The sequence below is a fragment of the Thioalkalivibrio sp. HK1 genome, assembly GCA_000583135.1.
GTDB lineage: Bacteria > Pseudomonadota > Gammaproteobacteria > HK1 > HK1 > HK1.
Genome location: JFBG01000007.1, coordinates 71,272 through 93,885, shown reverse-complemented (window position 1 = coordinate 93,885; position 22,614 = coordinate 71,272). Strand labels below are relative to the sequence as shown.

Sequence of the window (22,614 nt, the reverse complement as noted above, 5' to 3'; positions counted from 1 at the left end):
TCGCATCGCCGGCCGTTTCGTTTTCCAAGGAGTTTTTTTCGTGAGCACGCCAAGGCTTCAGCAGACCTATCGAGAATCGGTGATCCCGATGCTCAAGGAGCGTTTCGGCTATTCGAATGTGATGCAGGTGCCGAAGATCGAGAAAATCACCCTCAACATGGGGGTCGGAGAGGCCGTCGGCGACAAGAAAGTGTTGGAAAACGCTCTGGGGGATCTGCGATTGATCGTCGGCCAGAATCCGATCATGACCCGGGCGCGGAAATCGGTGGCGGGCTTCAAGATTCGAGAAGGCTGGCCGATCGGATGCAAGGTTACGCTGCGGCGCAATCGCATGTACGAATTTCTGGATCGCTTGATCAGCGTGGCCATACCGAGGGTTCGTGATTTTCGCGGATTCAGGGCGTCGGCTTTCGACGGTCGGGGGAACTACAACCTCGGGATCAAGGAGCAGGTGATCTTTCCCGAGATCGACTACGACAAGATCGATGCGATTCGAGGGCTTGATATATCGATCTCCACGTCGGCGAATACGGACGAGGAAGCCTTGGCTCTTCTATCCGGTTTCGATTTCCCCTTTCGCCGAAACTGATCGACGACAAGACAAGAACAAAGAGGAGCGAAGCATTCATGGCGAAGCTTTCGATCATCAATCGCGAGGCGAAAAGGGCGAGGCTTGCGGCGAAGCACGCAAAAAAGCGAGCGCAGCTCAAAGAGATCATTCGCAATCCGCGATCGAGTTATGAAGAGCGTGAGCGGGCGCAAAGAAGTCTCAATGCCTTGCCCCGCAATTCCTGCCCGACACGGAGGCAAAATCGCTGCAGATTGACCGGCCGACCACATGCTTACTACCGAAAATTCGGTCTCGGCCGCAATAAACTGCGTGAATCCGTGATGAATGGAGATGTTCCGGGTTTGGTGAAGGCCAGCTGGTGAAGGTGCCTCTTTTATGAGCATGCAAGATCCCATTGCCGATATGCTGACTCGCATCCGCAACGGCCAGTCCGCGGGTAAGGTGCGGGTCATGATCCCGATGTCGAAGCAGAAATCCGCGATCGCGGCGCTGCTCAAACAGCAGGGCTATATCAAGGATTTTTCCATCGAGGAGGCTGATGACAAGCCTCGAATTTCGATCGTGCTTCGCTATTTCGAAGGGCGACCGGTCATCGAGACCCTCAAGAGAGTCAGTCGCCCCGGTTTGAGGGTATACCGGGGAAAAGACGCTCTGCCTACTGTGATGAACGGTCTCGGCATCGCCGTGATATCGACATCCAAAGGGCTGATGACCGATCGCCAGGCACGTGCTGCAGGTCACGGCGGCGAAGTGATCTGCATCGTTGCATGACATCGGAGATTAGCCATCATGTCCAGGGTCGCAAAAATGCCGGTCGCCGTGCCTGCGGGAGTCGAGGTCGCGATCGGAAAGGAAGGCGTTTCGGTCAAAGGACCGAAGGGACAGCTGAATATGCCCTTGCACGCATCGGTCGATGTGGTGCAAGAAGGCGACGAGATCCGCTGCTCCTTGAAGAAGGGTGTCGAGGGTGGAATGATGCAGGTGGGCACGGCCCGGGCGTTGATTGCCAATATGGTGCATGGAGTGTCGGAAGGCTTCGTGAAAAACCTGCAGTTGGTCGGGGTCGGCTATCGAGCGCAGATGCAGGGCAAGATCCTCAATCTTTCGCTCGGTTATTCGCACCAGGTCGAATATCCGGTTCCGGATGGAGTGGATATCGAGACTCCGGCGCAAACCGAAATCTCGGTGCGCGGGGCGGATAAGCAGCGGGTCGGTCAGGTCGCTGCGGAGATCAGAGCCTGGCGGCCGCCGGAGCCCTACAAGGGCAAGGGCGTTCGCTACAAAGACGAGAATATCGTTCGCAAGGAAGCCAAGAAAAAGTAACCGACATGAACCTGCATCGAAAACAGTCTCGCATGAGGCGGGCGAAGAAAACGCGCCGACATATCCTCGGTCTGCGAGTTCCCCGGATGAGCATCCATCGGACGCCCAGGCATATCTATGCCCAGATCATCTCTCCCGAGGGAGATCGCACCCTCGCCAGCGCCTCGACGCTCGACAAAGACGTGCGCAGCGAAGTTTCATACGGGGGAAATCGTTCGGCGGCCTCGGTGGTCGGACGTATCGTCGCCGAGCGTGCGAAGCAGGCGGGGGTCGAACGCGTGGCCTTCGATCGTTCGGGCTTCAAATACCACGGCCGTATCAAGGCCTTGGCCGATGCCGCGCGCGAGGCGGGCTTGTCCTTTTGACACATGCCGGCGGATCGAGGCGAAAGCCCTGACAAGGGCAATACCCCTTTCACCTTTTCATTGTGACCGCCCGTTGGCGGATCGAGAATCACGGTTATGGCGAACTATCAGAACTCCGCGGATAACAAGGAAGATCTGCTCGAGAAACTCGTGGCGATCAATCGAGTCGCCAAGGTTGTCAAGGGTGGGCGTTTATTCGGGTTTACCGCTTTGACCGTGGTCGGAGACGGCAAGGGAAAAGTCGGTATGGGTCGCGGCAAAGCCCGAGAGGTGCCCGCCGCCATCCAAAAGGCGATGGAAAACGCCCGTCGCAACATGGTGGATGTTCCCTTGCACGAGGGCACCATCCACTATCCGATCACCGCAAGGCACGGTGCCGCTCGGGTCTACATGCAGCCTGCATCCGAGGGTACGGGGATTATCGCCGGCGGCTCGATGCGGGCGGTTTTCGAGGTTCTCGGGGTCCGGGATATCCTTGCCAAATGCATCGGATCGAATAATCCGATCAATGTCATTCGCGCGACGATGGGCGGGCTTTCGAGCATGCGCTCGCCCAAATACTATGCGGCCAAGCGCGGGCTCGATATCAAGGACCTGCGGGGGTGAGCCATGAGTGATGGAGCGACGAAGAAAGTGAAGGTCACATTGCGAAAGAGTGTCAACGGGCGTTTGAAAAGCCATCGGGCTTGCGTGCGCGGACTCGGTCTTCGGCGCATTCGGCACAGCAAGGTGATCGAGGATACGCCCTGCACCCGGGGGATGATCAACAAGGTGGCCTATCTTCTCGATGTCGAGGAGGTCTGAACGATGCAGCTCAACGATATCCGCTCTCCCAAAGGGGCCAAGCGCGAGCGCAAACGCTGCGGTCGCGGTGCGGCTTCCGGGCTCGGCAAGACTTGCGGTCGCGGGCATAAGGGGCAGAAGTCCCGTGCCGGCGGATCGGTGCGCAAGGGTTTCGAAGGGGGGCAGATGCCTTTGCAGCGACGGCTGCCGAAATTCGGATTCACTTCGCGTAAATCCCTTTTTCGTCGCAATCTGCGCATCAGTGCCCTCGAAGGCTGTGGTGAGACCGTCATCACCATCGATAGTCTCAAAAAAGCGGGGCTGATTCGAAAGAATATCAAATACGTCAAGATTTACGGCGAGGGGAGTTTGACCCAAGCCTATACCGTTCGCGGCATTCCCGTTTCGAAGGGGGCCAAGGCGGCAATCGAGTCCGGTGGCGGAAGCGTCGAGGATTGATCCTCCATGGCAAAGAGTAAAAAACAGTCTTCGGGGGGTATCCTTCCCGGTTCGGGGGGGACTTCCAGCGAGCTCAAAGCCCGCCTCCTCTTCGTGCTCGGAGCCCTCGTGGTTTTCCGGCTGGGGACCTTCATTCCGGTCCCGGGGATCGACCCCATCGCCCTCGATGCCCTCTTCGAACAGCAAAGGGGCACGATTCTTGACATGTTCAACATGTTCTCGGGCGGGGCGCTCGAGAGATTTTCGATCTTCGCCATCGGCATCATGCCTTATATCTCGGCCTCGATCATCATGCAGCTTCTCTCCCATGTCGATCCTCGACTCAAGGAGATGCGCAAGGAGGGTGAATCGGGTCGGCGCAAGATCACCCGCTATACCCGTTATGGAACGGTCGCTCTGGCTTTGTTCCAATCCTTGGGGGTGGCGATCGCCCTCGAGGCCCAACAGGCGGGGAATTTACAGGTGGTCATCGATCCCGGTTGGGGCTTTCGTATCACCGCGGTGACCAGTTTGGTGGCGGGGACGATGTTCTTGATGTGGCTCGGCGAACAGGTCAGCGAGCGCGGGATCGGAAACGGTATTTCGATCATCATCTTCGCGGGGATCGTCGCGGGGTTGCCATCGGCCATCGGCGGCACCTTGGAACTCGCTCGTACCGGCGAGTTGAGCGTGATGATCGTCCTCTTCTTGCTCTTCTTGGCCTTGGCGGTGACGGCTTTCGTCGTTTTCGTCGAGCGCGGACAGCGTCGTATCACCGTCAACTACGCCCGGCGACAGGTCGGCCGTCGGGTCTATGCCGGACAGAGCAGTCATCTGCCGCTCAAACTGAATATGGCGGGAGTGATACCGCCGATCTTCGCTTCGAGCATCATTTTATTCCCCGGTACTTTGGCGGGTTGGTTCGGTAGCGCCGAGGGGATGGTCTGGCTGCGGGATCTCTCCACTACGATGCAGCCGGGGCAGCCGATCTACGTGATGCTCTATGCCGCGGCGATCATTTTCTTTTGCTTTTTCTATACCGCATTGGTTTTCGATCCCAAGGAGACCGCCGATAATCTGCGCAAATCCGGAGCGTTCATTCCCGGTCGCAGGCCCGGGGATCAAACGGCGCAATATATCGACGGCGTGATGACCAAGTTGACGGTATTCGGCGCAGGGTATATCGCATTGGTTTGTTTGTTGCCGGAGTTCATGATCGTCAATTGGAACGTCCCTTTTTACTTCGGCGGCACTTCCTTGTTGATCATCGTCGTCGTGACCATGGATTTCATGGCCCAGGTGCAATCGCATCTGATGTCCCATCAATACGAAGGACTGCTGCGCAAGGCCAACCTCAAGGGTTATAGCCGAGGCGCAGGGGTTCCCCGCTGATCATCGAATCGTTGGAGAGCAATCGTGAAAGTGAGAGCATCGGTCAAAAAACTGTGTCGGAATTGCAAAATCGTTCGGCGCAATCGAACCGTGCGCGTGATATGCAAGGATGCACGTCATAAGCAAAGGCAAGGCTAAAAAGGCCCTCGGGGCCGCATGCCTCGTTTTTTAAGATAACAGGAGATCTGACAGTCATGGCTCGCATCGCCGGTATCAACATTCCGGACCGAAAGCACATCTGGATAGCGCTGACGCATATCTACGGGATTGGCCGCACCCGCGCCCTGCGAATTTGCACGGCAACCGGAATCAATCCCGAGACCGTTGTGCGCGATCTCGACGATTCGCAACTCGACATATTGCGCAAGGAAGTATCGAATAACGCCACCGAGGGTGATCTGCGTCGGGAGGTGGCGATGAATATCAAGCGGTTGATGGATCTCGGCTGCTATCGAGGAATCCGTCATCGTCGCGGGTTGCCGTTGCGCGGACAGCGCACCCATACCAACGCTCGTACCCGTAAGGGGCCGAGAAAACCGATCAAGCGCTGATCATCGAGATATCGGATCATGGCCAAGACTCGCAGTAAAAAGAAAAAGATACGGCATACCGTCACCGACGGCATCGCCCATGTCCATGCCTCGTTCAACAATACGGTGATCACCATCACCGATCGACAAGGCAATACCTTGGCGTCGTCGAGCGCCGGGGCCAATGGTTTCAAGGGATCGCGCAAAAGCACGCCCTTCGCGGCGCAGATCGCCGCCGCCAAGGCCTGCGAGACGGTCAGGGAATATGGATTGAAAACCCTGGAAGTGATGATCCGGGGTCCCGGCCCGGGGCGGGAATCCGTCGTGCGGGCATTGCATAATTCGGGCTTTTTGAAAATCACCGGTATATCGGATGTCACTCCGATTCCGCATAATGGTTGTCGCGCCCCCAAAAAGCGGCGTGTTTGAGACCCGTTCGTAAAAAACATCGGAGAAGACGATGGCAAGGTATACAGGTCCTCGCTGCCGACTCAGCCGGCGCGAGGGGTCGGATCTCATGCTCACGAGTCGCTCGCGATCGTTGGATTCGAAATGCAAGCTCGAGACTCCCCCGGGGCAGCACGGAGCGCGGCGTCAGCGTCGCGCCTCGGACTATGCGTTGCAGTTAAGGGCAAAGCAAAAACTGCGGCGGATCTACGGGGTTCTCGAGCGGCAGTTTCGGAACTACTACAAAGAGGCGGCGCGCTTGAAAGGGGCATCCGGCGGAAATCTTCTGCGCTTGCTCGAATGCCGCTTGGATAACGTGGTCTATCGTATGGGCTTCGGGGCGACCCGGGCCGAGAGCCGTCAATTGGTCAGCCACAAGGCGGTGACCGTCAACGGACGATGCGTCAATATCCCTTCCTATCATGTCAAGGCCGACGATGTGGTGGCGATTCGGGAAAAGTCCAAAAAACAGCAACGCATCCAGGATTCCCTGACGCTCGCCGAGCAATACGGTTTTCCGGATTGGGTGGACGTGGATACTTCGAAGATGGAGGGCATTTTCAAATCCCCTCCCGAGCGTGCGGATCTTCCACCGGATATCAACGAGCAGCTCGTCGTCGAGCTCTACTCCAAATAATCGCGACGATGCTCGAAGCAGCAGGAGGCGACCGTTCCGTATGGGATATGGGAGCCACTTCGAAACTCCTTGAAAACACCAATCTTGGCAGCGGGAGGCCGACGATGGATGAAAGTTCGATCGAGCTTTTGAAACCGAGACCCTTCTTGGTCCAAGAGACCGGGAAGAACGAGGCGAAAATCACCATCGAGCCTTTGGAGCGGGGATTTGGCCATACGTTGGGCAATGCCTTGCGTCGGATCTTGCTGTCCTCGATGCCCGGGTCCGCGGTGACCGAGGTGAGTATCGAAAAGGTGGCGCATGACTACGAGACGATCGAGGGTGTGCACGAGGACGTAATGGACATCCTGCTGAATATCAAGGGATTGGCCGTACGTATGCACACGCGTGATGAATCGGATCTGACGATCAACAAGAAGGGACCGTGCAAGGTGCTTGCAAGCGATATCGTGGTCGATCACGATGTCGAGATCATCAACGAGGATCACGAGATCGCCACCTTGAGGGAAGGGGGCGCCTTGGACATGACGATGAAGGTCGAGCGCGGAAGGGGCTATCAGCCGGTATCCGCTCGCACCGGAGCCAAGTCCCATCGGTCCATCGGCAAACTTCTGCTCGATGCCTCGTTCTCTCCGATCCGTCGGGTCTCGTATGTGGTGGATACCACGCGCGGGGGATCGCGTACGAATCTCGACAAGTTGATCGTCGATATCAAGACCAACGGGACGATCACCGCCGAGGAGGCGATGCGCGAAGCCGTGCGTTTGATGCAAGAGCAGCTTTCGGCATCGGTGGCATCGCAAGGAGACGAAGAGTCCGCGCTGCCCTCTCCGCAAGAGGCCGAGAATAAAATCGATCCGGTCTATTTGATGCCGATCGACGAGCTCGATCTCAAGGGGCAGCGGTCGGTCAATTGCCTCAAAGCGGAGGGCATCCATCATATCGGCGATCTGGTCAATCGCACCGAGACTGCGTTGCTGAAAACCCCCAACCTCGGCAAGAAGACTCTCAACGAGATCAAGGATGCCTTGGCCTCCAAGGGGCTCAAACTCGGCATGAAAATCGAGAATTGGCCGCCCAAGGGCATACAGATCAGGTATTGAGCGAAAGCCACCTAGCGCCAAGCGGTATCGAATCTATCGGCATCGATGGAATCGGCATCGATGGAATCGGCATCGAAGGTATCAGCATCGAATGTATCGGCGGTGAGCCGATTCGTTTGAAAGGCATCCGCTGTCACTTCGGATTCCATACAAGGCCGGTCGGGCGTTCTTGGTTTCAACTTTTCGCGAAATCTCCGATTCGCATTTTTTTCATCATCGGGTATCAGACTATGCGGCATCGAAAATCCGGCCGACATCTCAATCGCAGCCGAAGCCACTATCACGCCATGTTTCGCAATATGTCCGCTTCTCTTGTCAAGCATGAGATGATCCGGACCACATTGCCCAAGGCGAAGGAGCTGCGGGGTTTTATCGAGCCTCTCATCACCCGGGCGAAGACCGACAGCGTTGCCAATCGACGCATCGCTTTTGCCCGGATACGCGATAAAGAATGCGTTCAAAAACTCTTCTCGACACTCGGTCCGCGCTATCGTGCACGTCCGGGTGGATACCTACGGATCATCAAATGTGGCTACCGCGCCGGCGACAAGGCGATGATGGCCTATGTTCAATTGGTCGATGGCTCTCGCTCGGAAGAGGGAACTCCCGTTTCCGGCGATGAATCGTCCTGATCTCGATAGCGAGTATTGGAAAGAGCGCCTGAACGAATATTCGATGGAATATCCTTCCCTATCCGAGGCGGATTGAGAATCCTCGGCCGATATTTCAGTTCGATGTATTGAGGGATGGCTGTTCGACGACTCTCGTGGAAGCACTTTCTCTCGGGAGCAAAATGCAGGCGATCGTGGCCGAGATGGCTGCAAGTCCCAAGATGATATAGAACATATCGAAGTTGCCTTGGCTATCGAATAGATCCCCGGCGACGATGACCGATAGACCTGCGATGCCCAATGCCAGCGCGAATTTCGCGCCATAAGCCACCGATCGCCAACGTTGAGGCGAGTATTGGGCAACCAGTATATTCTCCGCCGCGGTGAAAGTGATATTGAGTCCATAGACGATCAGGATCGCGGCGATCACGATATGCCCGCTCATCGAGACGATCCCTAAAAGCAGCGGGATTTGCAAGAGCCAGCAGATGATATAGATGGTGCGTACGGGCAGGCGATCCGCAAGCCAGCCGCCGAAGACCCCGAAGATCGAGGTCGAAGCGGAAACGACGCCTACGAGAAGTCCGATACGGGTATAGCTGATATCGCCATCCCCCGCCAGTGCGATCTCGAAGAGCTTGGGCATCGTATTGGATAGTCCGGCATAGATGAAACCGGCGCAGGTCATGGTCAATGTCAGGATCAGGAAGACGCGCAAGACCGCCCCCGGCTGTGCCTTCGGGGTCGGGGTGCGATCGTTTTCGACATCGCTGGCCAGTCCCTTTTTCAAAGCGACGAGCAATCCGATGCCGCTGAGGATGGCCAGGATGCCGGGAATCAAAAAGGCGGCACGCCAAGATAGAAAATCGATCGTCATGCCGACCAGAACCGGAGCGAATGAAGTGCCGATATTGCCGAAGACGCCGTTGATCCCGAGGACGATACCTCTTCGGCGGGCGGAGGCGACGATCCAAGCGATGCCGACCGGGTGATAGATCGAGGCGAACAATCCGATAACGGTCAGACCGATGAAAATCATGTCGGGCCCATCGGCCAGTCCGGTCAAGATGGATCCGGCCCCGACACCGAAAAAGAAGATCACCATCATTCCCGCCCGACTCCAGCGATCCGCAAGCCAGCCTGCGGGCAACGCTCCCACCCCGTAGAGCACGAGCCCCAAACTCGAAAGGCTCAGCATCTCCCCATAAGGCATGCCGAAAACCAATGGCAAATGCAAAACGGCGGTGGCGTAAAGCGCTGTCAGCAGGTGGGTGAAGGTATGGGCGACATTCGAAAAAGCGATGGCGCAGAGATCTTGACGGCGCTCGAAGGCATCGATCCCGCCAACCGCTGCGCTTTTGCGGCCATAAGAAGGATCGACCTCGACGCCGGCGGCTTCTTCGCTCATACCCTTAAGTCCTCGATCGTTATCGGTCCCCGATACTCGCCTTCTTCGAGTATCGAAGTCGGATCGCTTGTTCGAGCTGATCGCCGATCGGATCGTCGATCAGCTCGTCGATGCCCGCAGATTGCGAACGACATTCATGATCAGCCGGAAGCCGGCATCGTCGGCAAGGGTGAGGATCGACTCCGGATGAAACTGCACCGCGGCGATGGGCAAAGCCTTGTGCTCGATCGCCATCACCAGACCCTCGTCGCTTTCGGCGGTGATCGATAAATCAGTTGGGAAGCGCTTCCGATCCGCATAAAGAGAGTGGTAGCGGCCGCCTTCGAAGCGTTCGGGCAATCCCTCGAAGAGTCGGCCCGGTTTTCGTACACGGACCATCGAGGCCTTGCCGTGCATCGGCTCCGGCAGCAAGCCGAGTTTTCCGCCGCAGTATTCGACGATTCCTTGCAAGCCCAAACAAACCCCGAAGACGGGAGTTCGCATCTCGCAGGCGGCCCCGATCGTTTGTTTCAGCCCGAAGTCTTGCGGTCGACCGGGTCCCGGCGAGAGCAGGATCAAATCCGCTCGTTCGCGCTCGATCTTCGATCTCGGAAAGCCGTCGGCGCTCGCCCGATAGGTGATGACCTCGGCCCCGGTGCGTCTTAGATATCCGGCCAGGGTATGGACGAAGGAATCCTCGTGATCGATCATCAACACTCGGCGCCCCTCTCCCGGTCGTTCGTCGCCGGCAGCGATTCGTCCTTGGGTACCCGAAGAGGATTCCTTGCGATCCTCGTGTCCGATGGCATGGATCAGTGCCGAGGCTTTCAGTCGGGTTTCGGCCTCCTCGGTTTCCGGGTCGGAGCCGTAGAGCAAGGTGGCCCCCGCTCGCACTTCGGCCACCCCCTCGATGATGCGGATGGTGCGCAAGGTGAGGCCGGTATTCATGTTCCCGTTGAAACCGATGAAGCCGATCGCCCCTCCGTACCAGCGTCGGGGGGAGCGTTCGTGATCTTCGATGAATTGAATGGCATGCCGCTTCGGGGCGCCGGTGACGGTAACCGCCCAAGTGTGGGCGAGGAAGCCATCGAGAGCATCGTATCCCTCTCGCAAGCGCCCCTCGACATGATCGACGGTGTGGATCAACCGGGAATAGAGCTCGATTTGCCGCCGTCCGATCACCTGAATGCTACCGGCCTCGCAGACCCGGGATTTATCGTTGCGATCGACATCGGTGCACATCGTGAGCTCGGATTCCTCCTTTTCGGAGTTGAGCAAGGTGCGGATTTGACGGGCATCGGCCAAGGGGGTTTTCCCCCGGGCGATGGTGCCCGAGATCGGGCAGGTTTCGATCCGGCGCCCTTCGACTCGTACATACATCTCCGGCGAGGCGGAAACGAGATATTCCTTGCGACCTAAGTTGAACAGCGCCCCGTAGGGGGCGGGGTTGTGCTTTTTCAGTCGTCGGTAGATTTCCGAGGGCGGAGCGGGGCAGGAATGGAAAAAGGTCTGGCCCGGAACCACCTCGAAGAGATCCCCCTGCCGGAAGGCCTCGATCGCCTTGCGCACGGTCTCGGCATATTCCCCCGGCGCATGGTCGCAGTCCGAGGGCACCCTTTTTGCCCTTTGCCAGTCGGTGCGCTTTCCGCTGCGGGCCAAGCCTTGCGTCTTTTTGCCCTCGACTTCGAATTCGTAGAGGTAGCGGGCGGCGAGTTCGCGGCGGTGATCGACCACGAGAATGTCATCGGGCAGATAAAGCACCAGATTGCGTTCGTCCCCTTGACGGGGGATCGCCATGCGCACCGGATCGAACTGGAATGCGAGTTCGTAGCCGAAGGCACCGTAAAGACCCAAGTGTTCATCCTTCGGGGATTTGAAAAGATCGATCAGCGCCCGCACCACCGAGAACAGGGTCGGCTGCCGAGTGCGCATTTCCTCCGGGAATTCCTCGTTTTTCGAAAGGAGCACCCGGCCGGAAAGAGAGCCGGCGGCGCTTTCGTTATCGAGTTCGATATCCCGGTTTTTTTCGAGCGCATTTTCGATGGATGCAAGCAAAACCGATCCTCGTCGATTGCAAGCATCGACGGTGAACGAGCGATCGCTGCCGGTCAATTCGATGGCGGGGTTGCAAAAACCGATATCCCAGCGCGTATAGCGTCCCGGATATTCGAAAGAAGAGGTCAGGAGCGCCCCTTTTCGCTCATCCAATGCCTTGGCGAGGCGTTCGATGGCTCGCTCGCTGTTTTTGACGATGCGAAGGGTTCGCGTGATCGTGATTCCACCTTGGCTTTTATAGCGCTTCGTCTCGCTCTCGTTCATATCGAAAGGGCTCGCTCGCTTTTTTTCAGTTCCCGGCGATCGTGATGCGATCGGTCAGGATCGAACCCGTTCGGATCGCCCCTTTCGAATCGATGTCGTTGCCGATCTCGCAGATCCCCAAGAAGATATCCGATAGATTCCCGGCGATGGTGATTTCTTCGACGGGAAAGGCGATGGCTTGGTTTTCGACCCATAATCCCACCGCTCCGACCGAAAGATCTCCGGTGACGATATTGGCGCCGTGCCCGATCATTTCGGTAACGATCAGCCCCTCGCCCATTTCCGCCACGAGGTCGTCGAAGGATTTCGTCCCCGCCTCGACCGTGAGATTATGTATCCCGCCCGCATTTCCGGTGGTGACGGTGCCGAGTTTGCGCGCCGAATAACTATCGAGCACATAGCCGCAAAGCACCCCGTTTCGAACCAGATCGCGATCATCGGTGGCAACCCCTTCGTTATCGAAGGCCGCGCTGGCATTCCCCCCCGGCAGATGGGGCCGTTCGTAAAGGTGCAGATGGGAGGCCATCACTTGCTTGTCCAAGGCTCCCGATAGAAAGCTGGCATTGCGGTGCAAGTTCGATCCGCTGACGGCCTCGACCAACTGGCCGATCAATCGGCGTGCGACTTGGGCTTCGAAGAGCACCGGGGCGTTGCGGGTCGATATCTTGCGGGCGTCGAGACGGCGCAAGGTCCGCTGCGCCGCGGTGCGACCGATGATCGAAGGGTCTTCGAGCCATTTCGGATTGCGGGCCGACGAGTACCAGTGATCGCGCTGCATACCGGAATCATTTTGAGCGATGACGGTGCAGCCGATACCGTGGCTGCTGCGAGAGAAGCCCTCCAAAAAGCCATGCGAATTTCCGTAGACGATGGTGCTGCGGTGCCGGGAGATCACCGCGCCTTCGGAGTTGGTGATCCGCTCGTCGCATTGTCGGGCGGCGTCTTCGGCTTGGAGGGCGATCTCGATCGCCTCTTCCATCTCGATGGGCCAAGGATGCATGAGATCGAGATCCGGGGGATCGACCGCCATCAAATCGGCATCGGCGAGTCCCGAGTATTCGTCGGCGGTGGTATGACGGGCGATTCGGCAGGCCGCTTCCACGGTCTCGCGCAGAGCCTTCGGGCCGAAATCGGTGCTGCCGGCCGAGCCCGTGCTATGTCCGAAATAGACGGTGATCCCGAGGTCGTTGCCTTGGGTATGCTCGATGGTCTCGACCTCTCCCATACGAACCTGAATATGGAGCCCGTCTCCGCAGCGGATACTCGTCTCGGCGGCGCTCGCCCCGAGTTCCTTGGCCACTTCGAGGGCCATGGCGGCGGTTTCTGACAGGGCGTCCATGTCCGGGGATTCGTCGTCTTCGACTAAAAGCGCGCGGCCATCGCCCTTTGACACCATGCGGTTTTCATTCGGCATCGAGAGCCCTCGTTCATGGTTCGCCATCGCATCGCTCAAGCGATCGGGCGCAGGATCATCGCATAAAGTGGCAAGTGTATCTTAGCCCTTGTCTTCGGATGCGCATCGAGCATCGGTGCGAGAGCGATGCCGGTGATGAGGCGCTCGTGGAATCTCGATATTTGCCTTCGAACCATCGATCCGACCATCGCTTCCGGCCATCGATCGAATCGACGGAAAAATCCATCGCCTCCGGCGCCGCTTTTTTGCACCCCATAGATGGCTTTGATCCATTCGATTTGTCGGCGGCGAAGGGTCGGTGGTAAATTCACCCTTTTGTGCCTTCGATATGCGTTTTTTTGCAGGGGATCGGGGATCTTCGCACCCGATCTCTCCCTTCATTCGGCCTTGGATTCCAAAGCCTCGATTTCGATAGCGAGATGGATACGACAAGCCTGACCGACGGTCTCAACGACAAGCAGCGAGAGGCGGTGATCGCCCCTTTCGGGAATTATCTGGTCCTCGCCGGTGCCGGCAGCGGCAAGACGAGGGTATTGGTGCACCGTATCGCATGGTTGTTGAGCGAGCATCCGGATCTCGGATTGCACAATCTTTTGGCGGTCACCTTCACCAACAAGGCGGCGAAGGAGATGCGCTCTCGTATCGAGGCGATCACGCATCGACCGAGCGGTGCGATGTGGATGGGCACCTTTCACGGATTGGCCCATCGGATGTTGCGCAGGAATCCGCTCGAGGCCGGATTGCCGCAAGAGTTTCAAATCATCGACAACGACGATCAACACCGCCTGATCCGGCAAGTGCTCGACGAACTCGGCCTCGATCCCAAAAGATGGGCGCCGCGTCGGGTGCAGGCATTCATCAACGATTGGAAGGATCAAGGGGTTCGGGCGGCGAGGGCGAAGGATCATTTCGCGGATCACGAGGACGAAGCCCTGCTCGATCGCAAGGCGCAGATCTATGATCTCTACGAGAAGTCTTGCGAGCGCTCGGGGTTGGTGGATTTCGCCGAGCTCTTGCTTCGCTGCAACGAGTTGCTCGATAAAAGGCGAGAGATCCTGTCCGCTTATCAAGAGCGCTTCGTTCATCTATTGGTCGACGAATTTCAAGATACCAATGAGATGCAATATCGATGGTTGCGCCTTCTGGCCGGCGGCGACCATAGCCAGTTGTATTGTGTCGGCGATGACGATCAGTCCATCTACGGATGGCGCGGTGCCCGAATCGACAATATCCGGAAATTCGATCGGGATTTCTCGAATGTGACGACGATCCGCTTGGAGCAGAATTATCGTTCGACCGGGAATATCCTCGCCGCCGCCAATGGCTTGATCGATCACAATCGAGGGCGTTTGGGAAAAAATCTATGGACCGCGGATGAAAGCGGAGAGCCGGTTTCGATCTACGCCGCCTACAACGAAAGGGACGAGGCGGATATCATCGTCGAGGGGATCGAGCGGCTTTTTCCGGCGAGCGGAAGATACGATGATTTCGCGGTTTTATATCGGGTCAGCGCCCAGTCGCGCATTTTGGAATCGTGTCTGAGCGCAAGCCGCATCCCCTTTCGGGTCTACGGGGGGCTGCGTTTTTATGCCCGAGGGGAGATCAAGAATGCGCTGGCTTATTGCCGCTTGGCGTTGAATCGAGACGATGATGTCGCCTTTGCCCGCGTCGTCAACTTTCCGCCTCGGGGGATCGGGGATCGCACCATCGGCCTTTTACACGAGGGATCGGTGGCCCAAGGACAATCGCTATGGGTGACGGCGCGGTCGATGATCCAGCGATCGACGCTGACGGCCCGGGCGCGTGAATCCCTGCGCGCTTTCCTCGATCTGATCGATTCCATCGCCGATGAATTCGTCGGGCTATCGCTCAAAGACCGGGTACAGATCGCCATCGATCGCAGCGATCTGCGCGAACACTATGCAAAGAAGAACAAGGATCCTTTGGATACCAAAATCAGCAATCTCGAAGAGCTGCTATCGGCCGCCGAGGAGTTCGTCGCCGAAGAAGCGAGCGAGGATGACGAAGGGGAGCCCTTGCAGGACGATTTGAGCCAGTTCCTGGATCGGGCTTCTCTCGATGCCGGGGATCAGGAGGACGACGAGCAGGCGGTGCAAGAGCGAACGGGAAGGGTGCAGCTGATGACCTTGCATGCCGCCAAGGGTTTGGAATTTCCGGTCGTCTTTCTATGCGGGATGGAGGAGGGGCTCTTTCCTCATAATCTCAGCATGGAGGATCCCGACAAGCTCGAGGAGGAAAGGCGGCTTTGTTATGTGGGCATGACCCGGGCCAAGCGAAAACTCCACATGTCATACGCCGAGACCCGGCGTTTGCACGGGACGAGCAGCAACGAGAGCGTCCCTTCTCGATTTTTGAATGAGATCCCCTCAAATCGGGTGCACCGCGAGAAGATGGGGGGCACTATCAGCCGACCGCTTCGTGCCTCGAGCTCGGACTCTTTCGGATACGCCAATCAAGGCCGAAGGAGCGCTTTCGGCAACGCTCCCAATCGGATGATGTCGGCGGCGCAGGCGACGACCACCGAGATGGGAGGGCTGCGTTTGGGGCAGCGCGTCTCCCATCCGAAATTCGGAGAGGGGACGGTCTTGCACTTCGAAGGCCAGGACGAGCACGGGCGGGTGCAGGTCAGATTCGAAAGGGCCGGCAGTAAGTGGCTCGTCATCGCCTATGCGAAGCTATCGCCGATAGCATGATGGCCGAAGGCGTGTTCATACCATTTTCGATTCGGGCATTTTCGGCATCGGGATCGTTGCCGCCCTCTTCATTGGCCGATCGGGCTTGTCATCGCTTCGTATCGCCTTCGATAGCATGATAGCTCGATAGACAGGATGCACTTTCGATATCCCGAGGTATCGGTCCCTATCCCTTGATGATGTCGCCGACCGATGAGCGGGAGGCTTGCGGGTTGCAAAAAAATACCGACCCCGGGGATTGTCGGGGTCGGGATCGGCGGTCGATGCCTTGTCGAGGGGGATCCGACCGATGCGTTTTATCCGTCGGCCGATACGCCCGCTTGATCGAGCATATAGTGGATGGCGGCTCGCAGATCGTCATCCGTCAGGTGCATGAATCCACCCTTCGGGGGCATCGCTCCTTTGCCGTTGATCACCGATTGCAAGAGGGTATCGAAGCCTTGGGCGGCCCTCGTTTCCCATGCGCTCTTGTCTTCGAGTTTCGGCGCTCCTCCCGCTCCGCTCAAATGGCAGGCGAAACAAGCGCTTTTGTAGATCTCCTCGCCGGCGGCATCGGCGGCGGCCATGGTCACGTTCTCGCCGCTTGCGTCCGTTTGCGAGGCGGAAGCATCGAGGGAGTCGCTTTGGTCTTGCAAGGCTTGTGCGCTTTGGGGGGTTGCGGCCGCCAATCGAGCCTCGGGGTCGCCGATGCGAGCATTGCCGACGGGAGCGATTCGTTGGGCGATCGCATCGGGATCGTGCTGCATCCTTGCGTAGGCTTCGCTGCCGATCGCCTTTGCAAGGAAATACATGGCGAAGCCGAAAATCGTCAGAAGAACCACTATCATCCCGAACTGCCGCCAAAAAACATCATCAGCCTTGCTCACTGAAATCTCCTCGGATGATTGCTTGTCGATTCACGAAAAAAGGGTGTTGAAAAATCCCTTGACGCACAGGTGTCATGCACTCTCGCCCTTCGAAGGTCGGGCTTTGAAGGACCGAGAAGCGATCGACCGTGGAAGCCACCGATTGCCGCTCCTTGACGATTATATATTCTCGGCCCCCGCTTATCTTGGATATGGGGATGGCGATTGCCTTTTTCGAGCGATAAGGGGGGCAGGTCATGGGTGGTTTTTTATGGAAGGATTCGATGACATGATGTCGTTTCGGGGCGCATCGCCCGAAGCCATCGATGCTCGGTCTACGCCGTGTTTTCGGGCGCAGTCCCCATCGTCGCCCGAGACGGGATCTTGGGCTTTCAGACCCCGATATCGTCGGGGCTCGAAAGGCGAGATCGAGGGTTTGGGGATATCGCTTCGCTCGTCGGATGCGCCTCGGGCAAGGAAGGCGGATGGATCCCTTTGATGCGATCATCGTGCTGCTCGTCTTCCTCTTCGCCGGGGGCGTCAAGGGGATCGTCGGATTGGGGTTGCCGACGGTATCGTTAGCGCTGCTCAGCGCCCGCTTCGGGATCGAGGAGGCCATCCCCTTGTTGGTGATCCCATCGTTGCTCACCAATCTTTGGCAGGCGTCGATCGGCGGGCGAGCGCTCGCCCTTTCGATCCGTTTTTGGCCTGCGCTGATGTTGATTCCGGTTGCGATATGGATCGGCTACCGTCATATCTTTCTCGAAGCCCCGCAGTCGATGGATCGGTTTTTGGGGGTGGTGCTGATCGTCTATGCAGGCTTGGGGGTTTTTTCCGTGAGATGGTCCGTTCCGGCACGGATGGAGGGGATTGCAACGCCGCTCGTCGGTTTTTTGAACGGACTGATCACCGGATTTACCGGCACTTTCGTGATCCCCCTCGTCATGTACCTCGAGGCTTTGGGGATGGAGCGCGATGAATTGGTGCAGATGATGGGTATCGCTTTCAGCCTATCGACGATCGCTTTGGCGGCGATTCTGATAGGGCACGATGCCTATCGGCCGGATGCCGGTCTTCTTTCGGCGGCGGCGGTGATCCCCGCCGTGGCGGGCATGGTCATCGGTGCCCGAATTCGCTCTTGCATGAGTCCGCCGATCTTTCGCAAGTGGTTGATGGCGGGATTGGCGGGAGTGGGGATCAAGCTTTCGGTGTTTTAGCAAAGAGCCTTTGGTGCCGATCCCCTTACCCGAGGGTGTGCTTGCGAGTCGGCAAAAGTTTTGTCGAAGGGTCGTTTGCCATCCACCCCACAAGGTGCCCCGTCGAGGATGGTCGAGATCCAAGCCAAGCCCGACGGGATCGATCGGGATCGGCGTTTTCGGTTTTTTCAAGATCCATCGAGCGAGGCGAGCAATCGATCCCGCGCCGCATTGAGCCTCGATGCGAGATAGTCGGTGCCTCCTCGATCCGGGTGCATCCGCTGCATCAGGCTCCGGTGGGCATTGACGATCTCCTCTTTCGTGGCATCGGGCCCGACTCCCAAGATCGCCCGCGCCTCGGCGTCATCGAGCCCGGCGCTTCCCTTGGCTTGTCGGCCATCCCCCGCCGAGGCACAAGCGTCATGGTCGCGCCAGCCCTCGAAGCCGCGATCCAGCCAAGCCTCGATCAAGGCGGCGGATCGTCGATCGTGCGCCTTGCATTCGGCCAGCAATTCGAGGAGTCGTTCGAGATCGAGATCGCCCAGATCGCATCCCTCGAAGCGCCCTTTGAGCACGCTGCCTTCCATCGCCCCCGTGTCATGATCGAGCCGCATGTGCAAAAAAGCGGTGGTCACTTCCGAGTGTTGGCCGGGGGTATGACCGGGGGATGCCCCGGCATGCATTTGTCGGGTGAAGGAACGCAGGTTCTGAAAGGTCTGGAACAGGCCGATGGCCCGCCAAGCCAAGGGGACGACGGCGCCCAAGGCCGCGAAAAGCGGATGCAATCGACCCGTGAGAAGGGCGAAGAGAAGCAAGGCCCCGCCCCCGATCAGAAGACCTCGATTGCGAAATCGTCGGCGACTGGCTTCGGGGGCGCGTTTATACCAACTGATCAGAATGAGGATCGCGACCAGAGCGGCGAGCAGCAGCAAAGGGTGCATGCCTTCATCTCCCGGTCCGAGTCGGCGGGGGCAGGGAGTGTTCGAGCAGCCGGATGGCCCCGCCCTCGCGCTTGCCCAGTGCCTTGAGAGCCAAGCGGCCTCCGGCGGCGTAGGTGGCCACCGCGCGTAGCAGATCCCGAAGTTCCGCTGCGCTGGAGGCATCGAAGCGGCAGCAAGCCCCGCCGGTGAGTCGGGCGATCTCGCCGAAGGCCCTTTCGGCGCTCGGATCGTATCCCTCATGGAAGATGAAGACCGGGATCGAGTGCAAGCGCAAGACCCCGGCGGCGGCGCAGAGGCGATCGACATCCTCCTCGACGCAATCACCGACGAAGACCATGGCATCGATGCGAGCCTTTTCGGCTTGCGAAGCGGCATGACGCAGCACCCGTTCGATTTGGGTGGCGCCGGCGGCGCAGCGCACGGCGCTCATCCGCGCCAGCAGATCCTTGGCGTTCGAAAGCCAAGGCCCGGCTTCGAATTCATGGAATCCGCGATAATGACAAAGTTGTACCGACAGACCGCCGATGGCATCGGTGACGGTGAACATCTCGCCTTGGATGTGGCAAGCGCGATCCCAAGTTCGTTCGCGACTGGCGGTGGCATCCATGGCAAAGAGCAGTCTTCCCCGGCCCTGTCGCTCGGTCGAAAGCGGGGTGCGGGCGGCCCGCGCAAGGAAGCGGTCGACCTCGTCGGAGGTGGATATCTCCTTGGAGCCCTTGGAAGACAAGGGAAGGTGATCGGTGCGCTGATTGGCCATCTTCGGATGATCCGCATCAAAGGGTGGTTGAGTTTCGATCGACGAAGCCGCTTCTTGATCGAAGCGGCGATTTCGCTCGTATCGGGATCGAAGCGTCGGTTCGAAGATCGCTTTCAAAACGCCCGATCGATCGGGCGTTCGCAACAGGATCTCGATGGAGCGCCACGGTCGGATCGCCGAGACGGGGGCGATATCGACATCTTGCGCGCCGCCGAAGCATCGATCCCTCCTGTCGGTCGACATTTTCGAGGCGGCGACGATGTACGATATCTTGAACCCGTGATCGCAAGCGGGTATGTGTATTATGCCGAATATGGCATCTGCGAACCCGAGGGTCGATCTCCTTGGAAGTCGATCCGCACGGAGCGATCGCCATCATAATCCACCCTCCTTTTTTTGATCCCCTCCTTCGGCTTTTTCGATATCCATGACCGATCCCGATCGATTTTCCGACCCGCTGTTCAAAGACGCTCTTGCCTATCATCGCCTGCCGGTACCGGGCAAATTGGCGATCGGAGCGACCAAGCCTTTGGCCAATCAGCACGATCTCTCGCTCGCCTACTCCCCGGGGGTGGCCGCCGCCTGCAATGCCATCGTCGCCGATCCGGCGGAAGTTTCCTCCTTGACCGCTCGCTCGAACTTGGTGGCGGTGATCACCAACGGAAGCGCGGTGCTCGGTCTTGGATCGATCGGCCCGTTGGCGGCCAAGCCGGTGATGGAAGGCAAGGCGGTGCTCTTTCGCAAATTCTCCGGTATCGATGGTTTCGATATCGAGATCGCAGAGCAAGATCCGGCTCGTTTTTGCGATATCGTGGCTAGTTTGGAGCCGACCTTCGGGGGTATCAACCTCGAAGATATCAAGGCCCCCGAATGCTTCGAAATCGAGTCGACCTTGCGCAAGCGGATGCGGATCCCGGTCTTTCACGACGATCAGCACGGAACCGCCATCATCGTGGGAGCCGCGGTGCGCAATGCACTGGATATCGCCGGCAAATCACCCGAGGAAGTGCGGTTGGTGACATCGGGGGCGGGGGCGGCGGCCATCGCCTGTTTGGACTTGCTGACCAAGATGGGCCTGCGGCGCGAGAATATCGTCATGACCGACCTCGCCGGGGTGGTCCATCGCGATCGAGAGGCGTTGATGGATCCTTGGAAGATGCGCTATGCCATCGATACCTCGGCGCGCACCTTGGGCGATGTGATCGATGGGGCGGATATTTTTCTCGGCCTTTCCGCACCCGATACGCTGTCCCCCGATCATGTTCGGCGCATGGCGAAAACGCCGATCATCTTGGCCCTTGCCAACCCGAAGCCGGAAATCGACCCTGCGCTCGCCCGGCAAGCCCGCCCCGATGCGATCATCGCCACCGGTCGATCCGATTATCCCAATCAGGTCAACAATGTCCTTTGTTTTCCCTTCATCTTTCGCGGCGCGCTCGATTGCGGGGCGAGCGCGATCAACGAGGAGATGAAGCTGGCGTGCGTGGATGCCTTGGCCAACCTCGCGCGACAGGGGGTATCGGACCAGGCGAGCGCCGCCTACGGGGGCGAGCAGATCCGCTTCGGTCCGTCGAAATTGATTCCCCGCCCCTTCGATCCCAGATTGTTGCTCGAGCTCGCTCCGGCGGTGGCGAAAGCGGCGATGGAATCGGGGGTGGCGACGCGTCCGATCGACGATTTCGATGCCTATCAAGAGCGATTGATCGAGTTCGTTTTCCGCTCCGGCTTGGTGATGAAGCCGGTTTTCGAGCATGCCCGTCAGGTCTTCAAACGCGTGGTCTACGGCGAGGGCGAAGATCGGCGGGTATTGCAGGCTGCGCAACAGGTCGGCTCCCAGAAATTGGCCAGACCGATTCTGGTCGGACGCCCGGATGTGATTCTCTCTCGGATCGAGTCCATGGGGCTGAATATGGTGCCGGATCGGGATTTCGATCTCGTCAATATCCAAGATGACGAGCGATATCGCCTCTATTGGGAGGAATATCACAAAGTCATGGGACGGCGGGGGATCTCCCCGAGGGAGGCCAAAGCCGTGGTGCGCTCGCAAGGCACGGCAGTCGCCGCCCTCGCATTGAGGCTGGGCGATGCCGATGCCATGCTGTGCGGAACCGTCGGCAGCTTCGATGAGCACCTGCACCATGTCAGCGGGCTGATCGGCGTGCGAGAAGGAGTGAGCGAACTCTCCACGCTTTCCGCCCATATCCTCGATAGCGGCACTTTTTTTATATGCGATACCCATATTTCCTCCGAGCCTGGCGTCGATCATCTCGTGGAAATGACGCAGCTGGCGGCGGCCGAGGTCAGGAGTTTCGGGATCGAGCCCAAGGTGGCGCTGCTCTCGCGCTCTAGTTTCGGTACCCAAGATTCCCCCACCGCTTTGCGGATGCGCGAGGCGGTTCGCCGCTTGCATCGGATCGCTCCCGATCTCGAGGTCGACGGGGAAATGCATGCCGATGCCGCGATATCGGAATCGATCCGCAGCCGCTTGATGCCGGAATGCCGGCTCGAGGGTCAGGCCAACCTTTTGGTGATGCCCGATGTGGAGGCTGCGAATATCGCCTATAACCTGCTGCGGGTCATCGGCGGCGGGGTCGCGATCGGGCCGATTCTGATCGGGGCTGCGCTTTCGGCCCAAGTCGTTACCCGCACCATCACCGCGCACGGTATCGTCAACATGACGGCGTTGGCCGTGGCTCGCGCCGATGCGATGACTCCCGAATCGCAACGATAAGGACCGAGATAGGGATCGAAGGGGGTGGATTCATCGCAAAGATTTGCGGGATTTTTCGATATTTTCATCTCCATGCTTGCATCGCCCCCTCGATCGGGGCTACAATTACC

Annotated in this window: 25 protein-coding genes; 18 read left to right on the top strand and 7 right to left on the bottom strand. The window is 58.5% G+C overall.

Translation table 11 applies throughout. The features are described from left to right. The first annotated feature begins 40 nt into the window (after positions 1 to 40). From rplE to BF99_RS20015, 14 genes are all read left to right on the top strand, one after another. Positions 41 to 589, top strand: coding sequence for a 50S ribosomal protein L5 (gene rplE, locus BF99_RS0102350; RefSeq protein ID WP_025769605.1), 549 nt, complete (start codon positions 41 to 43; stop codon positions 587 to 589). Positions 590 to 627: 38 nt separating this feature from the next. Beyond that, positions 628 to 933: a 30S ribosomal protein S14 gene (rpsN, locus tag BF99_RS0102345; protein WP_025769604.1), complete on the top strand. Its 306-nt coding sequence runs from the start codon at positions 628 to 630 to the stop codon at positions 931 to 933. Positions 934 to 946: 13 nt separating this feature from the next. Continuing rightward, entirely contained in the window at positions 947 to 1,342 is a 396-nt protein-coding gene (rpsH, locus tag BF99_RS0102340) for a 30S ribosomal protein S8 (protein ID WP_025769603.1), read from the top strand. 18 nt (positions 1,343 to 1,360) lie between these two features. Then, positions 1,361 to 1,894 carry a 50S ribosomal protein L6 gene (gene rplF / locus BF99_RS0102335; protein WP_025769602.1) on the top strand — a complete coding sequence of 178 codons (534 nt, stop codon included), beginning with the start codon at positions 1,361 to 1,363 and terminating at the stop codon, positions 1,892 to 1,894. A gap of 11 nt (positions 1,895 to 1,905) precedes the next feature. Then, positions 1,906 to 2,259, top strand: coding sequence for a 50S ribosomal protein L18 (gene rplR / locus BF99_RS0102330; protein WP_025769601.1), 354 nt, complete (start codon positions 1,906 to 1,908; stop codon positions 2,257 to 2,259). 96 nt (positions 2,260 to 2,355) lie between these two features. Next, a complete protein-coding gene (rpsE, locus tag BF99_RS0102325; RefSeq protein WP_025769600.1) occupies positions 2,356 to 2,865 on the top strand; it encodes a 30S ribosomal protein S5 in 510 nt (169 codons plus the stop codon). A 3-nt stretch (positions 2,866 to 2,868) separates the two neighbouring features. Next, positions 2,869 to 3,063, top strand: coding sequence for a 50S ribosomal protein L30 (gene rpmD / locus BF99_RS0102320; protein ID WP_025769599.1), 195 nt, complete (start codon positions 2,869 to 2,871; stop codon positions 3,061 to 3,063). Positions 3,064 to 3,066: 3 nt separating this feature from the next. Beyond that, positions 3,067 to 3,501, top strand: coding sequence for a 50S ribosomal protein L15 (gene rplO, locus BF99_RS0102315; RefSeq protein ID WP_025769598.1), 435 nt, complete (start codon positions 3,067 to 3,069; stop codon positions 3,499 to 3,501). Positions 3,502 to 3,507: 6 nt separating this feature from the next. Continuing rightward, positions 3,508 to 4,872, top strand: coding sequence for a preprotein translocase subunit SecY (gene secY, locus BF99_RS0102310; RefSeq protein WP_025769597.1), 1,365 nt, complete (start codon positions 3,508 to 3,510; stop codon positions 4,870 to 4,872). Between the two features lie 24 nt (positions 4,873 to 4,896). Next, positions 4,897 to 5,010 (top strand): 50S ribosomal protein L36, encoded by a 114-nt coding sequence (gene rpmJ, locus BF99_RS0102305; protein WP_025769596.1) that lies wholly within the window; start codon positions 4,897 to 4,899, stop codon positions 5,008 to 5,010. A 56-nt stretch (positions 5,011 to 5,066) separates the two neighbouring features. Then, entirely contained in the window at positions 5,067 to 5,423 is a 357-nt protein-coding gene (gene rpsM / locus BF99_RS0102300) for a 30S ribosomal protein S13 (protein ID WP_025769595.1), read from the top strand. Positions 5,424 to 5,441: 18 nt separating this feature from the next. Further along, positions 5,442 to 5,831, top strand: a complete 390-nt coding sequence (gene rpsK, locus BF99_RS0102295) for a 30S ribosomal protein S11 (protein ID WP_025769594.1) — start codon at positions 5,442 to 5,444, stop codon at positions 5,829 to 5,831. Between the two features lie 31 nt (positions 5,832 to 5,862). Continuing rightward, positions 5,863 to 6,486, top strand: a complete 624-nt coding sequence (gene rpsD / locus BF99_RS0102290; RefSeq protein ID WP_025769593.1) for a 30S ribosomal protein S4 — start codon at positions 5,863 to 5,865, stop codon at positions 6,484 to 6,486. A 104-nt stretch (positions 6,487 to 6,590) separates the two neighbouring features. Continuing rightward, positions 6,591 to 7,589 (top strand): DNA-directed RNA polymerase subunit alpha, encoded by a 999-nt coding sequence (locus tag BF99_RS20015; protein WP_038096993.1) that lies wholly within the window; start codon positions 6,591 to 6,593, stop codon positions 7,587 to 7,589. Positions 7,590 to 7,600: 11 nt separating this feature from the next. Here BF99_RS20015 and BF99_RS23890 read toward each other — a convergent pair whose 3' ends face one another. Then, complete coding sequence (locus BF99_RS23890) at positions 7,601 to 7,726, bottom strand: hypothetical protein (RefSeq protein WP_306699459.1); 126 nt, start codon at positions 7,724 to 7,726, stop codon at positions 7,601 to 7,603. A gap of 93 nt (positions 7,727 to 7,819) precedes the next feature. Here BF99_RS23890 and rplQ point away from each other — a divergent pair, with 93 nt between their 5' ends. Further along, positions 7,820 to 8,221 carry a 50S ribosomal protein L17 gene (gene rplQ / locus BF99_RS0102275; protein ID WP_025769591.1) on the top strand — a complete coding sequence of 134 codons (402 nt, stop codon included), beginning with the start codon at positions 7,820 to 7,822 and terminating at the stop codon, positions 8,219 to 8,221. A gap of 94 nt (positions 8,222 to 8,315) precedes the next feature. Here rplQ and BF99_RS0102270 read toward each other — a convergent pair whose 3' ends face one another. The 3 genes from BF99_RS0102270 to pmbA all read right to left on the bottom strand — a co-directional run bounded on the left by BF99_RS0102270 (position 8,316) and on the right by pmbA (position 13,320). Beyond that, positions 8,316 to 9,608, bottom strand: coding sequence for an MFS transporter (locus BF99_RS0102270; protein ID WP_025769590.1), 1,293 nt, complete (start codon positions 9,606 to 9,608; stop codon positions 8,316 to 8,318). Between the two features lie 99 nt (positions 9,609 to 9,707). Beyond that, positions 9,708 to 11,906, bottom strand: coding sequence for an anthranilate synthase component I (locus tag BF99_RS0102265; RefSeq protein ID WP_025769589.1), 2,199 nt, complete (start codon positions 11,904 to 11,906; stop codon positions 9,708 to 9,710). A gap of 25 nt (positions 11,907 to 11,931) precedes the next feature. Then, on the bottom strand, positions 11,932 to 13,320 hold the full coding sequence (gene pmbA, locus BF99_RS0102260; RefSeq protein ID WP_231471282.1) for a metalloprotease PmbA: 1,389 nt from the start codon (positions 13,318 to 13,320) through the stop codon (positions 11,932 to 11,934). Positions 13,321 to 13,739: 419 nt separating this feature from the next. Between pmbA and uvrD the strand changes: the two genes are divergently transcribed. Next, on the top strand, positions 13,740 to 16,034 hold the full coding sequence (gene uvrD, locus BF99_RS0102250) for a DNA helicase II (RefSeq protein WP_025769586.1): 2,295 nt from the start codon (positions 13,740 to 13,742) through the stop codon (positions 16,032 to 16,034). 296 nt (positions 16,035 to 16,330) lie between these two features. On the opposite strand, the gene BF99_RS21735 is transcribed toward uvrD, so the two are convergent. Continuing rightward, positions 16,331 to 16,900 carry a c-type cytochrome gene (locus tag BF99_RS21735; RefSeq protein ID WP_025769585.1) on the bottom strand — a complete coding sequence of 190 codons (570 nt, stop codon included), beginning with the start codon at positions 16,898 to 16,900 and terminating at the stop codon, positions 16,331 to 16,333. A gap of 464 nt (positions 16,901 to 17,364) precedes the next feature. Between BF99_RS21735 and BF99_RS0102220 the strand changes: the two genes are divergently transcribed. After that, a complete protein-coding gene (locus tag BF99_RS0102220) occupies positions 17,365 to 18,096 on the top strand; it encodes a sulfite exporter TauE/SafE family protein (RefSeq protein WP_025769582.1) in 732 nt (243 codons plus the stop codon). A 167-nt stretch (positions 18,097 to 18,263) separates the two neighbouring features. Here the strand turns inward: BF99_RS0102220 and BF99_RS0102210 are convergent, their stop codons facing one another. Together BF99_RS0102210 and BF99_RS0102205 are read right to left on the bottom strand one after the other, a co-directional pair. Beyond that, on the bottom strand, positions 18,264 to 19,016 hold the full coding sequence (locus BF99_RS0102210; protein ID WP_025769581.1) for a hypothetical protein: 753 nt from the start codon (positions 19,014 to 19,016) through the stop codon (positions 18,264 to 18,266). A gap of 4 nt (positions 19,017 to 19,020) precedes the next feature. Beyond that, positions 19,021 to 19,773, bottom strand: coding sequence for a VWA domain-containing protein (locus BF99_RS0102205; protein WP_156013126.1), 753 nt, complete (start codon positions 19,771 to 19,773; stop codon positions 19,021 to 19,023). A 427-nt stretch (positions 19,774 to 20,200) separates the two neighbouring features. Between BF99_RS0102205 and BF99_RS0102195 the strand changes: the two genes are divergently transcribed. Beyond that, positions 20,201 to 22,504, top strand: coding sequence for an NADP-dependent malic enzyme (locus BF99_RS0102195; RefSeq protein WP_025769578.1), 2,304 nt, complete (start codon positions 20,201 to 20,203; stop codon positions 22,502 to 22,504). The last annotated feature ends 110 nt before the right edge of the window (positions 22,505 to 22,614 follow it).